The sequence below is a fragment of the Streptomyces sp. NPDC029296 genome, assembly GCF_055569255.1.
Genome location: NZ_JBVHXT010000030.1, coordinates 114,174 through 128,073 on the forward strand (window position 1 = coordinate 114,174; position 13,900 = coordinate 128,073).

13 protein-coding genes and 3 tRNA genes are annotated in these 13,900 nt (G+C 71.7%); 6 read left to right on the top strand and 10 right to left on the bottom strand.

Annotated elements, in window-relative coordinates; translation table 11 throughout:
• Positions 1 to 134 precede the first annotated feature (134 nt).
• From ACZ4W9_RS25545 to ACZ4W9_RS25575, 7 genes are all read right to left on the bottom strand, one after another.
• Complete coding sequence (locus ACZ4W9_RS25545; RefSeq protein WP_467939648.1) at positions 135 to 512, bottom strand: Rieske 2Fe-2S domain-containing protein; 378 nt, start codon at positions 510 to 512, stop codon at positions 135 to 137.
• Complete coding sequence (locus tag ACZ4W9_RS25550; RefSeq protein ID WP_467939650.1) at positions 500 to 1,918, bottom strand: iron-containing redox enzyme family protein; 1,419 nt, start codon at positions 1,916 to 1,918, stop codon at positions 500 to 502. The genes ACZ4W9_RS25545 and ACZ4W9_RS25550 overlap by 13 nt, the downstream gene beginning before the upstream one ends.
• Positions 1,919 to 1,989: 71 nt before the next feature.
• Positions 1,990 to 3,075 carry a 50S ribosomal protein L11 methyltransferase gene (locus ACZ4W9_RS25555; RefSeq protein ID WP_467939652.1) on the bottom strand — a complete coding sequence of 362 codons (1,086 nt, stop codon included), beginning with the start codon at positions 3,073 to 3,075 and terminating at the stop codon, positions 1,990 to 1,992.
• Between the two features lie 282 nt (positions 3,076 to 3,357).
• On the bottom strand, positions 3,358 to 4,134 hold the full coding sequence (locus tag ACZ4W9_RS25560; protein WP_467939654.1) for a 2OG-Fe(II) oxygenase: 777 nt from the start codon (positions 4,132 to 4,134) through the stop codon (positions 3,358 to 3,360).
• Positions 4,135 to 4,216: 82 nt separating this feature from the next.
• On the bottom strand, positions 4,217 to 4,768 hold the full coding sequence (locus ACZ4W9_RS25565; protein ID WP_467939656.1) for a methylated-DNA--[protein]-cysteine S-methyltransferase: 552 nt from the start codon (positions 4,766 to 4,768) through the stop codon (positions 4,217 to 4,219).
• A gap of 148 nt (positions 4,769 to 4,916) precedes the next feature.
• A complete protein-coding gene (locus ACZ4W9_RS25570; RefSeq protein WP_467939658.1) occupies positions 4,917 to 5,717 on the bottom strand; it encodes an MGMT family protein in 801 nt (266 codons plus the stop codon).
• Positions 5,714 to 6,307: an RNA polymerase sigma factor gene (locus ACZ4W9_RS25575; RefSeq protein ID WP_467939660.1), complete on the bottom strand. Its 594-nt coding sequence runs from the start codon at positions 6,305 to 6,307 to the stop codon at positions 5,714 to 5,716. The genes ACZ4W9_RS25570 and ACZ4W9_RS25575 overlap by 4 nt, the downstream gene beginning before the upstream one ends.
• A 682-nt stretch (positions 6,308 to 6,989) precedes the next feature.
• Between ACZ4W9_RS25575 and ACZ4W9_RS25580 the strand changes: the two genes are divergently transcribed.
• Positions 6,990 to 7,253: a type II toxin-antitoxin system Phd/YefM family antitoxin gene (locus tag ACZ4W9_RS25580; RefSeq protein ID WP_467939662.1), complete on the top strand. Its 264-nt coding sequence runs from the start codon at positions 6,990 to 6,992 to the stop codon at positions 7,251 to 7,253.
• Positions 7,250 to 7,504, top strand: coding sequence for a Txe/YoeB family addiction module toxin (locus ACZ4W9_RS25585; protein WP_467939664.1), 255 nt, complete (start codon positions 7,250 to 7,252; stop codon positions 7,502 to 7,504). The genes ACZ4W9_RS25580 and ACZ4W9_RS25585 overlap by 4 nt, the downstream gene beginning before the upstream one ends.
• A gap of 139 nt (positions 7,505 to 7,643) precedes the next feature.
• Here ACZ4W9_RS25585 and ACZ4W9_RS25590 read toward each other — a convergent pair.
• The 3 genes from ACZ4W9_RS25590 to ACZ4W9_RS25600 form a co-directional block, all read right to left on the bottom strand.
• Positions 7,644 to 7,717 (bottom strand) — tRNA-Ile (locus ACZ4W9_RS25590).
• A gap of 177 nt (positions 7,718 to 7,894) precedes the next feature.
• A tRNA-Asn gene (locus ACZ4W9_RS25595) sits at positions 7,895 to 7,967 on the bottom strand.
• A gap of 6 nt (positions 7,968 to 7,973) precedes the next feature.
• Positions 7,974 to 8,046: transfer RNA gene (locus ACZ4W9_RS25600), tRNA-Asn, on the bottom strand.
• 157 nt (positions 8,047 to 8,203) lie between these two features.
• Between ACZ4W9_RS25600 and ACZ4W9_RS25605 the strand changes: the two genes are divergently transcribed.
• The 4 genes from ACZ4W9_RS25605 to ACZ4W9_RS25620 all read left to right on the top strand — a co-directional run bounded on the left by ACZ4W9_RS25605 (position 8,204) and on the right by ACZ4W9_RS25620 (position 13,809).
• Positions 8,204 to 8,497, top strand: coding sequence for a YtxH domain-containing protein (locus ACZ4W9_RS25605; RefSeq protein ID WP_467939666.1), 294 nt, complete (start codon positions 8,204 to 8,206; stop codon positions 8,495 to 8,497).
• A gap of 60 nt (positions 8,498 to 8,557) precedes the next feature.
• Positions 8,558 to 9,997, top strand: a complete 1,440-nt coding sequence (locus ACZ4W9_RS25610; protein ID WP_467939668.1) for an FGGY family carbohydrate kinase — start codon at positions 8,558 to 8,560, stop codon at positions 9,995 to 9,997.
• A gap of 150 nt (positions 9,998 to 10,147) precedes the next feature.
• On the top strand, positions 10,148 to 11,881 hold the full coding sequence (locus ACZ4W9_RS25615; RefSeq protein WP_467939670.1) for an ABC transporter ATP-binding protein: 1,734 nt from the start codon (positions 10,148 to 10,150) through the stop codon (positions 11,879 to 11,881).
• Complete coding sequence (locus tag ACZ4W9_RS25620; RefSeq protein WP_467939672.1) at positions 11,881 to 13,809, top strand: ABC transporter ATP-binding protein; 1,929 nt, start codon at positions 11,881 to 11,883, stop codon at positions 13,807 to 13,809. Before ACZ4W9_RS25615 ends, ACZ4W9_RS25620 begins: the two co-directional genes overlap by 1 nt.
• The last annotated feature ends 91 nt before the right edge of the window (positions 13,810 to 13,900 follow it).

The window sequence follows — 13,900 nt, forward strand, 5'->3', positions numbered from 1 at the left end:
CCCTCCCCCCCTCCTCCTTTCCCCCCCCCCCCCCCCCCCCCCCCCCCCCCCCCCCCCCCCCCCCCCCCCCCCCCCCCCGGACCGGCCGTCTGTAGAACACCGGCCGGCGCCGGGGCGTTGCAGTGGCCGGCGGGTCAGCCGGCCGCCGCGCGCGGGCGGCTCAGCGCGGGCGACAGCGGCCGGTGCTCCAGGCCGACGGCGCAGTCCCGGGGCGGGGCCGGCCAGCCGCGGGCCGGCGGGTGCTCGGGGAAGACGGCGGTGACCCGGTCGCCCACCCGCACGGCCGGGATCTCCGCCCGCATCCGGGCCAGCGAGGTCCCCCGCTCGTGCCAGGGGCACACCAGCCGGATGCCGTCCCCGGCCACCTGGGCCAGGTGCAGGGGTCCGCCGCGGTGCGGGCACCGGGCCCGCATCACGAAGCCCCGGCCGCCGACCGTCGCGTAGACGTACGGCGTCCCCTCGATGACCACGCAGTTGTCCCGCCCCTCGGCGGTGAAGGTCACGACAGGCACTTGCGGTAGTCCCCCACCGAGTGGATCTCGTAGACGCACTCGTCCGATTCGATGTTCGCGCCGTGCAGCCGGTTGCGCTTGATGACGACGCCCTCGCCGGCCTGGAGGGTCAGCGAGGAGCCCAGGCCGCTCTCGAAGCGCATGGTGCCGGAGACGATGTGGCACAGCTCGTCGCCGTCGTGGCAGTGGGTGTTGGACAGCTCGCCGCGCGGTTCGACGAGGTGGGCCACGGGCGCGTCGACCCTGCCCTGCTTGAGCCCCTCGAAGACCGGGTCGTGCAGCTTCATCAGCTCGGGCTGGGCGTCCATCCACGCGATCTGCTCGGAGAAGTCGAAGTCGCCGACCTCCAGCAGCACCCGGTACTCCTCGATGCCCCGCACGATCTCCGGGATGATGCCCTCGCCGTGCGCCTCCAGCAGCGGCTTGATGATCTTCTCGCGGGCCATCCGGCCGTGGTGCTGGTCGATGTGGACGTGCTCGGTGAAGTAGGTGGTGTCCACCGTGTCGCCGAAGACCTCGCGCAGCAGCTTGTCGGCGCGGCGGCAGAAGTCGACCAGGGAGCTCTCCGTGTAGTACAGCGCGCCGACGTAACGGAAGAACAGCTCGTGGTTCTTGCCCAGGTAGTGGAAGTAGTTGTTCAGCAGCAGGCTGCTGTTCAGGTAGTACTGCCAGTACCGGTGCAGGTCGGACTCCAGGCCGACCGACTCCAGGGTCCGCTCGAACAGGGTGCTGTGCTTGGTGTCGTGGACGCCGTAGCCGTACTCGTCGATGACGACCTTGAACCACTCGGACTGGGCCGGGCCGTAGTAGCCGAGGACGTTGCGCATCATCGGCGAGGCCTCGGAGAGGAAGTCCGGCGCGAACTGCACCAGCCACATCCGGGCCGCCCGCTCGCGGTCGGCCGAGCCCAGGATGGCCTTCTCCACCGGCGACTGCTCCTCGCCGCCCGCGGTGCCGAGGGAGTCCAGGTAGGCGTCCAGGCTCTGCGCGGTCCAGTTGCCGGAGGTCTCCACCTCGTCGTCGAGGAAGCCGAAGGCGAAGCGCTCCAGCGCCGGCCGGATCCGCTCGCCGAGCGCCCGGTTGGCGGGGCTGTAGAACGCCCGGAAGTCCTCCTCCTTGCCCTTCAGCCCGGACTTGGGGAAGAACACGAGGTCGGCCTCGTAGACGGAGGTCAGCAGGCGCTGCACGGCCAGGCTCGCGTAGTTCAGGATGTTCTCCCGGCCCGGGACCTTGTCGTAGTCCAGGTGGGGCAGCACCTGCGGCCTGAGCTGCCGGCGGTAGGGATTGTCGTGGTTCACCCAGTCCAGGTTGTCGTGGTAGATCGGGGCGGTGGCGTACTGCACGATCGCGTCGCGCAGTTCCGCGCCGCTGAGTTCGAACGGGACGTGCGGGGGTACGTGACTCATCGCTTGCTCCCTAGTCCTGGTCCAGACAGGTGCGGCCGCCGGCTCGTGGCCGGTGCCGGGGTGAGGCGGTGTCAGATGCTCGCGCGCAGGGTGAAGTCGCTCCAGGCGAGCCGGAGGGCGACCGGCTCGCCCGCCTTGGTCGGCACGGGCTTCTCCAGCGGGACCCAGCCCTGCATCCAGTGCGAGGCGGGGTTGTCCGGCGGGTTGGACAGGGTGATGCCGCTTCCCATGTCCAGCTCGAACCAGACCGCGAGGGCCTGGGCCTCGCCGTCGGCGGTGGCCGTCAGGGCGAGGGGGCGTTCGCCGGGCTCCAGCGGGGACCGCGCCAGGTCGAACTCGACCAGCGGCGACGCCTCGGACAGGAACCGGTGCGGCCAGGTGTCGAGCCGGACCGGGAAGTGGCCGCGGGTCGCGAGCGTGTTCATGAGCGAGACGTCGAAGCCGCCGGCCGTGGTGACCTGGTTCAGCTTCAGCACGGCCTCGCTGCTGACCAGCCTGCCGTGCAGCCGGGCCGCCGAGGGCAGCATGATCCCGTCCGGCTTCAGCAGGTGCTCGCGGGCGTGGCGCACGGAGGGCAGCAGGCCCTCGCCGATCAGGCCGCAGTCGACGATCTCCGACACCAGGACGTCCACCGGTCCGCCGAGGTCGCGCTCCGGGTCCAGGTCGGTGGACGGCTTGCCGAGGACGGTGATGACGTCGGACAGGCCGTGCGCGTTGACGACGTTCCGGGCGATCTCCGCCAGCAGCGGGTTCATCTCGCAGGTGAACACCCGGCTCGCGCCGGCCCGGGCGGCGGCCATGGCGAGCAGCCCGCTCCCGGAGCCGATGTCCAGCACGGTCGCCCCCGCCGGGATGCCCCGCTCCAGGGCGGTCATCAGGGCGGTGTTGCGCCCGGTGTCGTTGAGCATGGCGAAATGCCAGCGTGGAACGTTTCTGCGAGCGATCTGGGCGAAGGCGTCCGCGTCCAGGGACAGCTCCTCCGGGGGCATGCTGAGCAGCGCCGACGCCTGTTCGGCGAGCGCGTTCATCTCCTGCGCGAGCGACTGCAGCAGCGCCGCTCCCAGACGGTACGGCGAACCGTTCGCCGGCATGGTTTCCGGGACCGGTCGGGTCTCGTGCTCCGCGGGCGTGGCCCGTGCCTCTTGTACGTGCCGCATGTGTGCCACTGCTCCTTAACGCTGTGTCGCCGGGTTGACAGTGGTACGAGGCAGGTCACGAATCCCCCCTGCCGTCGCACAGCCACCGTATGTAACGGCCTTGTTGCCGATCTCCAGCGGCGCTTCAGCCGGTGCGGCAGTTTCCGGAGCGCGGGCGGGCGGCTCTGACCAGCCCCGTCGGCGAGGCTGCGGCGTCACTGGAGCGAGGCGGCAGAACCGGGCCCCTACGGCGGTCGTACACGAGTTCGCCGCGGCACGGGGCGAACCCGGACGCCGCCCGGCTCAGCGGGCGTCGTGGAAGATGATCCCGAGCACGTGGCGCCGCCCGCTGTGCACGGCGCTCACCCCGTGGCGCAGCATCACCCGGCTCCAGCCGCGCGCGGAGCGTACGGGGCGGTGGTGGACGGCGAAGATCAGTCCCTGTCCCTGCGCTGGGCGCCGCACCAGGGGCCGGGACTGGGCGCGCGGCCGCTGTTCCACGAACACGCTCTCGCCGCCGGTGAAGTCCTCGTCCGGCCGGTCCAGCAGCACCGCGACCTGGAGCGGGAAGGTGAGGTCGCCGTACACGTCCTGGTGCAGGCAGTTGTAGCCGCCCTGTTCGTAGCGGAGCAGCAGCGGGGTCGGCCGGTGCTGGCCCGCGTCGGCGCAGGCGGCGACCAAGTCCTCGTGGCGCTCGGGGAATCCGGGCTCGCCGAGCCGGCCGGCCCAGGTGTTGGCGATGCGCGCGAGGTGCGGGTACAGCTCCCGGCGCAGGGCCTGGACCGGGTCGGGCAGCGGGTGGGCGAAGTAGCGGTAGGCGCCCTCGCCGAACCGGTGCCTGGCCATCGTCACCGTGCTGCGGAAGAGCACCGGCTCGTCGTACATCTCCCGTACCCGGGCGCACTGTTCGGCGGACAGCAGGGGCGGGGTGAGCGCGACGCCCTCCGCGTCCAGCTCGGCGGCCAGGGCGGGCCAGTTCAGGGGCGGCAGGACGCCGGGGCCGTCGTCGCCCGGGGCGGGCGCGGCGGCGGCCGGCGGCTCCGCGAGGCCGGGCAGGGGCGGGCTGTCGTAGCTGTTCACGCGAGTGGCTCTCCGTGGCGGATGGACGTGGCGAAGAGGAGGGGTGGGCGCCGGGGACGGGGGACGGGCCGGCGCCCACCGGTCAGGGGGCCGCCGGTCCCGCTTCCAGTCCGAGCAGGAACCGCTTGGCGTCCAGACCGCCCGCGTACCCGTTCAGGCTGCCGCCGGAACCTACGATCCGGTGACAGGGCAGCACGACGCAGACCGGGTTGGCGCCGAGGGCCGTGCCGACCGCGCGGGCCGCCCGGGGCCGGTCGAGCGCGACGGCCAGCTGCGCGTACGTCGCGGTGCGCCCGTAGGGCACGAACTCCTCCAGCGCCATGACGGTCTGCCGGCTGAACGGGGTGGCGAGCCGCAGGTCCACCGGGAGGGTGAAGTCCCGGCGGGCGCCGGTGAGATAGGCGTCGAGCTGCTCCCGGGCCTGGGCCAGCACCTTCAGCGGGGCCGCGTCCGCGCGCTCCTCGGGCACGGCGCGCAGACCGCCCCGGGTGAGGCGGGCGACGGCGTCCTCCACCGCGCCGTAGCAGCACAGCACGAGCGCGTCGGCCGTGGCGGCGAGCACGAGCGGCCCCAGCGGTGTGGGGTGCACCGTGACCGCCGCCGCGGTGTCGCCGGGGATGAGAGTGGTTCGCAAGACAACTCCGTGTTCGTCGTGACCATCGGTCCGGTCGTGACCCTCGGTCCTGTCGTGACCTGGGTCGGGTGGGGGCCGCCGGTCGGGTGGTGACCGCCGGTCCGGCCGTAGCCGTCGCTCCGGTCGTGACCGCCGGTCCGGGGGGCCGTCATACCGTGAGGGGCCGGCAGCTCTTGCAGGCCCGGTACCCGGCCCGCCCGGCTTCCCGGGCGGTACGGAACGGCACCTGGTGGGGCGGGGTGATGCGGCGGGCGTGGGCGCAGGTGGGGTGGCAGTAGATACGGGTCGTGTCGCTGCCGAGGAACACCACTCCGCGCCGGCGCAGCTCGGCCGCCCGCCCCGGGTCGACGCCCTCGGCGGCGCGCAGCGCCTCGCCCGTCGCGGGCAGGTGCCCGGCGTCGCAGGGGACGCCGTTGTCATACGTCACCCGGTGGCAGGGGATCAGCACCGCGGCCGGGTTGTGGGCCAGCGCGCCGAGCACGTCCCCCGGCGCCACCGCGGCCTCCCGGGCGATCCAGCCGAGCGGGCGCAGCTGCCCGGCGGGGATGGTGCGCACGGCCTCCAGCACGGCCCGGTCCACCGGGTCGAGCGGGGACAGGTCGATGGGCAGGCGCCGGGCGCGGCCCGTGCGCAGCGCGGTGGTGACCCCCGGGAACGGCTTGGCCGACCGCAGCGCCGAACGGCGGGTCCGGGAGCGGTGCAGCTCCTCGAATCCCGGCGCGGTCAGCCCGCCGGTGTCCAGCGCGGCCCCGGTCACCGCCTCCGCGCTCGCCGCCACGAAGAGACCGCCGGCGGCGGTGTCGAGGCGGACATAGGTGTCGTAGCGCTCACGCGGGACGCCGGCGCGGCGCAGCACGCGCACGGCGAAGTCCGCCGGTGGTTCCGTGACGAGACCGGCCAGGCCGGACCGGGCCGCGTCGAGACGGGGTGTCTCTCGGTCACTCCTCATGTCATCACCTCCTCCAGCAGGGCCGTCTCCGGCTCCAGCAGCCGGCGCAGGCCCTTCAGTCCGCGGGACACCTGTGCCTTGGCCGTCCCGACCGCGCACCGCTGTACCTCGGCGACTTCCGTGTAGCTCAGTCCCAGCACATGGCGGAGCACCACCGGCGTGCGGTGGTGCTCCGGCAGTTCCAGCAACGCCATGACCAGGCGCCGCCGGTCCTCGGCGAGCGCGGCCAGTTCCTCCGGCCCCGGACCGCGGTCCGTCCAGGCGTCGCCGGCGTCCTCCATGGGCACGCCCGTCAGGGCCGGCCGGCGCGAGCAGGTGCGCAGGTGGTTGCGCCAGACGTTGGCGGCGACGGTGAGCAGCCAGGCGCGCGTCTTGAGCTGCCGCCTGCGCTCGGGGTCGTAGCCCTGTAACGCGGTGTAGGCGCGCAGGAAGACGTCCTGTCCCAGGTCGTCCGCCTCGGTGGCCGAGCCGGAGACCCGGAACAGGAACGTGTACACGGCTCTGCCGTGAACCCGGACCAGCTCGGTGAAGCCGTCGTCGAGGTCCACGGCCAGGAGCTCGGTCAGCTGCCGCTCGGCCTTCTCATCCATCACCGAACAGAACACCGCACGGGTGAAAAGGGTTGCACCGCGGGGCGGACTGCCGCGTCGGTCCGCACCAGGCTCAGTGTCCTCTGGGTCCTCTGGGTCCTCTGGGTCTTCTGGACCCCGCCGATCGCCCGTCCGTCGCCGGCCTGCCCTGTCGGCATGGCCGAACCGAAGAGCATCTTGCCCATCTCTTGCACGCTGACGCCAAGCTCATCGGCGACATCGCCCGGGCGGACACCCTTGCGGGCCCGTTCTTGTAAGCGATGCCTGACGGGCATGTGTTACGCCATGTGATGTGACTCACCCTCAGAGCCCGTCCTGGCAGGCTGGCGCGGACCGGGCGAGCCGCCGCAGCGTCAGGTCCGCGGGTTCGCCCCGGCGGTCGGCCGGCAGAGGGCGGGAGCCTCGCAGGCCGGCGTCGGATCATGGGGACAGGGCGTCCCCGGGGAGCGTCCGATGTCCACGTCTTGGCGGCACCCTCGGCTCCGCCGCCGTCCGGGCCCCCGTCCGAAGGACCGAGCCCCGACCGGAGCCCTCGGACCACCTCGCCGAGTCCCGGATCTTCCGGTGCCGCACCGGACGGCCGGGCGGCCTTCGGCACACCACCCCGGCGGACGCGCCGACATCCGCGGACGCGATCATGATTCGTACCATATATTGTACAAGTCGAGAGGAGGCGGCGAGCATGCCCATCACCGCCAGCGAGGCGCGTCAGAACCTGTTCCCACTGATCGAGCAGGTCAACGAGGACCACGCCCCGGTCCACATCACTTCCCGCAAGGGGAATGCCGTCCTCATGTCCGAGGAGGACTTCAACTCCTGGACCGAGACGGTGCACCTCCTGCGCTCCCCCAAGAATGCCCGCCGCCTGCTCGACTCCGTCGCCGAGGCGGAGGCCGGCGAGGCCCGGCGTCACGCGCTGGTCGACCCCGACGCGGAGCGCGCGTGACGATCTCTTTCACCTCCCACGCCTGGGAGGACTACATCTACTGGGCCGAGAACGACCGCAAGATGGTCAAGCGCGTCAACAGGCTGATCGACGACACCCTGCGCGATCCCTTCAAGGGCATCGGCAAGCCGGAGCCCCTGAAGGGTGACCTGCCGGGCTACTGGTCCCGGCGGATCGACGACACCCACCGACTCGTGTACAAGCCGGCCGGCGGCGAGTTGATCATCGTCCAGGCTCGGTACCGCTACTGACTCGGCCCCGGAGGGCGGGCGCTCCAGCGCGGACACACCGAGGCCGCGGAGGTACGAAGTGGGGGCCACCAGCTTGAAGCGGTGACCCCCGTTGTCGCGCTCCCGCAGGTGGAAACGGTTCTCCTGGGGACAACCCGGGTGGGGCGGGTGGGACTCGAACCCACGGCCGACGGATTATGAGTCCGCTGCTCTAACCGGCTGAGCTACCGCCCCATAGCGGCGTGTCGCGTACAAGTGTGCGCGCCGTCTGCCGCAGCATAGCCGCTCATACGATCTCCTGCCTCGGCTGGTCGGCTGCCGCGCTGCCGCTCATGACCTTGAGGACAGCGCCACGGGCGCGGCGGTTCCCCCGGACATGAAAAAGGACCCCTGAGGGGTCCTCGTTCAGCGCTCCCCCGACTGGACTCGAACCAGTAACCTGCCGGTTAACAGCCGGCTGCTCTGCCAATTGAGCTACGGAGGACCGAAGCTCCCCCGACTGGACTCGAACCAGTAACCTGCCGGTTAACAGCCGGCTGCTCTGCCAATTGAGCTACGGAGGATCGCCTCGTTGCATCGAACGTACCTACCTGGGTATTCGCCAGGGGGCGGTTGCTCGCTGCGACACATACATTAGCGCAAGCAGGGGGGTGCTCCGCCAATCGGTTCCCTCGGCGCCAGCGCCGCACCAGATGCCTACACACGGGAAGGGTGGCAGCCATGCGCTACCGGCTCACGTTCCTCGCCGGACTGGCCCTCGGTTACGTACTCGGCACCAAGGCCGGACGCGAGCGCTACGAACAGCTGAAGAAGTCGGCCCGGCAGATCGCGCAGAACCCCGCGGTCCGCAACACGGCCGAGACCGCGGCCCAGCAGGGCCGCGTCTACGCCGGCAAGGCGTTCCACACGGTCGGCGACCGCATCCCGGAGTCGGTGACCCACCGGGTCCGCTCGCTGCGGGAGCGCAACGGCCACGGCACCCGCGAGGACGACTGGGGGACCAGCAACACCTGAGCCCCGCCCCTCGGACGCCCCGGCCCGAGCCGGGTGCGGCGGTACGGCAAAATTCTCCGCATGGGGATAGTCGCCGGCTTGGACAGCTCACCGGAGTTCACGCGCATCGTGGTCTGCGACACGGACACCGGTGCCGTACTACGACAGGGGTACGCCCCGCATCCGGTGGAGGGCCGGCCCAGCGACGTCGATCCGCAGGCCTGGCTGCTCTCCCTCGGCGAGGCGGCCGGCGGCGGGCTGCTGGAGGGGGTGCAGGCCATCGGGGTCTCGGCGCAGCAGAACGCCGTGGTCCCGCTGGACGCCCAGGGCAACACCGTCCGCCCGGCCCTGGCCGGCGGCGACAAGCGTGCGCAGGTCGCCGCGGCCGACCTGGTGGACGCGCTCGGCGGCCGGGAGGCCTGGGCGCAGGCGGTCGGCTGCGTGCCGGGAGCCGCCCAGCCGGTCACCAAGCTGCGCTGGCTGGCGAAGACCGAGCCGGAGAACGCGCGGCGCACCGCCGTGCTGCTCCAGGCCCACGACTGGCTGGTGTGGCAGCTGCTCGGGCGGCCCCTGCGGCGCACCACCGACCGCGGCGGGGCCTCCGGCACCGGCTACTGGTCGGCGGCGGCCGGCGCCTACCGTCCCGAGCTGGTCGAGCTGGCGCTCGGCCACCAGGCGGTGCTGCCGGAGGTGATCGGCCCCGCCGAGGCGGCCGGCACCACCCCGGAGGGACTGCTGATCTCCGCCGGGACCGGGGAGACCATGGCCGCCGCGTTCGGGCTCGGCCTCGGCCTCGGCGACGTGGTGGTGTCGCTCGGGGCCTCGGGTTCGGTGATGGCGGTGCACCCGGAGGCGCTCGCCGACCAGACCGGGATGATCACCTCGCTCGCCGACGCCACCGGCATGCACCTGCCGGTCGTCACCACCCTGAACGCCGTGCGCGCCCTGCGCGGCACCGCCGAACTGCTCGGCCTGCCGGACCTGGAGAGCCTGTCCGACCTGGCGGTGAAGTCCACGCCGGGGGCGCACGGGCTGGTGCTGCTGCCGTACCTGGAGGGCGAGCGGACGCCGAACCTGCCGCACACCGCGGGCACCCTCGCGGGGCTGCGGCGCGAGTCGATGAAGCCCGAGCACCTGGCGCGGGCCGCCTTCGAGGGCATGCTCTGCGGGCTGGCCGACGCGCTGGACGTGCTGCGCGGGCGGGGCGTGGAGGTGCGCCGGATCTTCCTGCTGGGCGCCGCCGCCGAGCTGCCCGCCGTCCAGGCCTCGGCGCCGTCGCTGTTCGGCGCGCAGGTCGTCGTGCCGCAGCCGGCGGACTACGCGGCGATCGGCGCGGCCCGGCAGGCGGCCTGGGCGCTCGGGGTGTCGCAGGGCACCCTCGATCCGCGCACCCCGCCGGCCTGGCAGGGCGCGGCGGCGCAGGTGCTGGAGCCGGGCGAGGAACTGGCCGTGGGGCAGGCGGTACGGCAGCAGTTCACGGCGGTGCGGGAGCAGACCCACCCGGGGGCATTTCGCCCATAGAGGGCACAGTAGGACGTAACTCCCCGAAACCCCGGTCCAGTAGAGGAGAAGCCTTCGGGTTAATCGGTTGAGGTAACGCGGGTGGAGTGTCCGACGATAGGGGCCAAGGGCAACCGACCAGCCCCTGTCGCCGACCCCGAGAGACGTAGCGTGCTCATACGACTTCTACGGACCTATCTCAGGCCCTACAAGAAACCCATCGCCCTTCTGGTGGTGCTCCAGTTCCTCCAGACCTGCGCGACCCTCTACCTGCCCACCCTGAACGCCGACATCATCGACAACGGTGTCGTGAAGGGCGACACGGACTACATCCTGTCCTTCGGCGCCCTGATGATCGGCATCTCGCTGGCGCAGGTCGTGTGCAACATCGGCGCCGTGTACTACGGCGCCCGGACCGCCTCCGCGCTCGGCCGGGACGTGCGCGGTGCCGTCTTCGACCGGGTGCAGTCCTTCTCCGCGCGTGAGGTGGGTCACTTCGGGGCGCCCTCCCTCATCACCCGTACGACGAACGACGTACAGCAGGTCCAGATGCTGGTCCTGATGACGTTCACCCTGATGGTGTCGGCGCCCATCATGTGCGTGGGCGGCATCGTGCTGGCGCTCGGCCTGGACGTGCCGCTGTCCGCCGTGCTGATCGCGGTCGTGCCGGTGCTCGGCGTCTCCGTGACCCTGATCGTGCGCCGGCTGCGCCCGCTGTTCCGGTCCATGCAGGACCGGCTGGACACGGTCAACCGGGTGCTGCGCGAGCAGATCACCGGCAACCGGGTGATCCGCGCCTTCGTCCGGGACGCCTACGAGCAGGAGCGGTTCGGCCGGGCCAACGGCGAGCTGACCGAGATGCAGCTCGCCACCGGCCGGCTGCTGGCCCTGATGTTCCCGATCGTCATGACGGTGGTGAACGTGTCGTCCATCGCGGTGGTGTGGTTCGGCGCGCACCGCATCGACAGCGGCGGCATGGCCATCGGCGACCTCACGGCGTTCCTCGCCTATCTGATGCAGATCGTCATGTCCGTGATGATGGCCACCTTCATGTTCATGATGGTGCCGCGGGCCGAGGTCTGCGCCGAGCGCATCCAGGAGGTCCTGGACACCTCCTCCAGCGTCGTGCCGCCGGCGGCCGGCGTCACCGCGCTGCGTGCGCACGGGCACCTGGAGATCCGGGGCGCGGGCTTCCGCTACCCGGGCGCCGAGGAGCCGGTGCTGAAGTCCATCGACCTGACGGCCCGGCCCGGCGAGACCACCGCCGTGATCGGCTCCACCGGCAGCGGCAAGTCGACGCTGCTCGGGCTCGTCCCCCGGCTGTTCGACGCCACCGACGGCGAGGTGCGGGTCGACGGCGTGGACGTGCGCGAGATCGACCCGGTGCTGCTCGCCAAGACCGTCGGGCTCGTCCCGCAGAAGCCGTACCTGTTCGCCGGCACCGTCGCCGGCAACCTGCGCTACGGCAATCCGGACGCCACCGACGAGGAGCTGTGGCACGCGCTGGAGGTCGCGCAGGCCAAGGAGTTCGTGACCAGGCTGGAGGGCGGCCTGGAGGCGCCGATCGCGCAGGGCGGCACCAATGTCTCCGGCGGTCAGCGGCAGCGGCTCGCCATCGCCCGCACGCTGGTGCAGCGCCCGGAGATCTACCTCTTCGACGACTCCTTCTCCGCGCTCGACTACGCCACCGACGCGGCCCTGCGCGCCGCGCTGGCGCGGGAGACCGCCGAGGCCACCGTGGTGATCGTCGCCCAGCGGGTGTCGACCATCCGGGACGCGGACCGGATCATCGTGCTGGACGAGGGCCGGGTGGTCGGCTCCGGCCGGCACGCCGAGCTGATGGCATCCAACGATACCTACCGGGAGATCGTGCTCTCCCAGCTGACGGAAGCGGAGGCCGCCTGATGGCCGGTCCCATGGGACGCATGATGGCCGGGGGCGGCCCCGACCAGCGCTCGATGGACTTCAAGGGGTCGGGCAAACGGCTCGTCGCCCGGTTCCGGCCGGAGCGGCTCACGATCTACGCCCTGCTGCTGTGCGTGGTGGTCAGCGTGGCCCTGAGCGTGGTCGGCCCGAAGATCCTCGGCCGCGCCACCGACCTCGTCTTCGCCGGCCTCATCGGCCGGGAGATGCCGCACGGCGCCACCAAGGAGCAGGTGCTCGACTCCATGCGCGAGCGCGGCCAGGGCCGGGTCGCGGACATGCTGAAGGGCACCGACTTCACCCCGGGCGAGGGCATCGACTTCACCGCCGTGGGGCATGTGCTGCTGCTCGCCCTCGGCACCTTCCTGGTCGCGGGCCTGCTGATGGCGGTCGCGACCCGGCTGGTCAACCGGGCCGTGAACCGCACGATGTACCGGATGCGGGAGGACGTGCAGAACAAGCTGTCGCGGCTGCCGCTGGCTTACTTCGACAAGCGCCAGCGCGGCGAGGTGCTGTCCCGGGCGACCAACGACATCGACAACATCGGCCAGACCCTCCAGCAGTCGATGGGCCAGCTGATCAACTCGGTGCTGACCATCATCGGCGTGCTGGCGATGATGTTCTGGGTGTCCTGGATCCTGGCGCTGGTGGCCCTCGTCACCGTCCCGCTGTCGTTCGTGGTCGCCACCCGGGTCGGCAAGCGGTCCCAGCCGCACTTCGTGCAGCAGTGGCGCTCCACCGGCAAGCTCAACGCCCACATCGAGGAGATGTACACCGGGCACACGCTGGTGAAGGTGTTCGGGCGGCAGGAGGAGTCGGCGCGGCAGTTCGCCGAGCAGAACGAGGCGCTGTACGAGGCCGGGTTCAAGGCGCAGTTCAACAGCGGCGTCATGCAGCCGCTGATGATGTTCGTGTCGAACCTGAACTACGTGCTGGTGGCGGTCGTCGGCGGTCTGCGGGTCGCCTCCGGTTCGCTGTCCATCGGCGACGTGCAGGCGTTCATCCAGTACTCGCGGCAGTTCTCCATGCCGCTGACGCAGGTCGCGTCGATGGCGAACCTGGTGCAGTCCGGGGTGGCCTCGGCCGAGCGGATCTTCGAACTCCTGGACGCGGAGGAGCAGGAGGCGGACCCGGTGCCGGGCGAGCGGCCGGCCGAGCTGCGCGGGCGCGTCTGCCTGGAGCACGTGTCGTTCCGCTACGACCCCGACAAGCCGCTCATCGAGGACCTGTCGCTGACGGTGGAGCCGGGGCACACGGTGGCGATCGTCGGCCCGACCGGCGCGGGCAAGACCACGCTGGTCAACCTCCTGATGCGGTTCTACGACGTCTCGGGCGGCCGGATCACCCTGGACGGGGTGGACATCCGCGGGATGACCCGGGACGACCTGCGGTCCGGCATCGGCATGGTGCTCCAGGACACCTGGCTGTTCGGCGGCACCATCGCGGAGAACATCGCCTACGGCGCCGCGCGCGAGGTCACCCGCGGCGAGATCGAGGAGGCGGCGCGGGCCGCGCACGCGGACCGGTTCATCCGGACGCTGCCCGACGGCTACGACACCGTGATCGACGACGAGGGCACGGGCGTCAGCGCCGGTGAGAAGCAGCTGATCACCATCGCGCGGGCGTTCCTGTCCGACCCGGTGATCCTGGTGCTGGACGAGGCGACGAGTTCCGTGGACACGCGCACGGAGGTGCTGATCCAGAAGGCGATGGCCAAACTGGCGACGGGCCGTACGTCGTTCGTGATCGCGCACCGGCTGTCGACGATCCGGGACGCGGACACCATCCTGGTGATGGAGAACGGCTCCATCGTGGAACAGGGCGCGCACGCCGAGCTGTTGGCGGCCGACGGCGCGTACGCCCGGCTGTACCAGGCCCAGTTCGCGCAGGCCGTGGCCGAGGTGGACTAGCTGTACTGACCCGTGAGGTTGGGGACGCGGCTGGCGGGTGGTTGCCCTTTCAGCGCGGTGTGTCCGCGGTGGTGATTGTAGGTGTGCAGCC

Excerpts from the sequence above, each read along its gene's own strand:
- ACZ4W9_RS25550 (WP_467939650.1), bottom strand. The coding sequence starts at position 1,918 with ATGAGTCACGTACCCCCGCACGTCCCGTTCGAACTCAGCGGCGCGGAA.
- ACZ4W9_RS25555 (WP_467939652.1), bottom strand. The coding sequence starts at position 3,075 with ATGCGGCACGTACAAGAGGCACGGGCCACGCCCGCGGAGCACGAGACC.
- ACZ4W9_RS25570 (WP_467939658.1), bottom strand. The coding sequence starts at position 5,717 with ATGAGGAGTGACCGAGAGACACCCCGTCTCGACGCGGCCCGGTCCGGC.
- ACZ4W9_RS25575 (WP_467939660.1), bottom strand. The coding sequence starts at position 6,307 with ATGGATGAGAAGGCCGAGCGGCAGCTGACCGAGCTCCTGGCCGTGGAC.
- ACZ4W9_RS25580 (WP_467939662.1), top strand. The coding sequence starts at position 6,990 with ATGCCCATCACCGCCAGCGAGGCGCGTCAGAACCTGTTCCCACTGATC.
- ACZ4W9_RS25605 (WP_467939666.1), top strand. The coding sequence starts at position 8,204 with ATGCGCTACCGGCTCACGTTCCTCGCCGGACTGGCCCTCGGTTACGTA.
- ACZ4W9_RS25610 (WP_467939668.1), top strand. The coding sequence starts at position 8,558 with ATGGGGATAGTCGCCGGCTTGGACAGCTCACCGGAGTTCACGCGCATC.
- ACZ4W9_RS25620 (WP_467939672.1), top strand. The coding sequence starts at position 11,881 with ATGGCCGGTCCCATGGGACGCATGATGGCCGGGGGCGGCCCCGACCAG.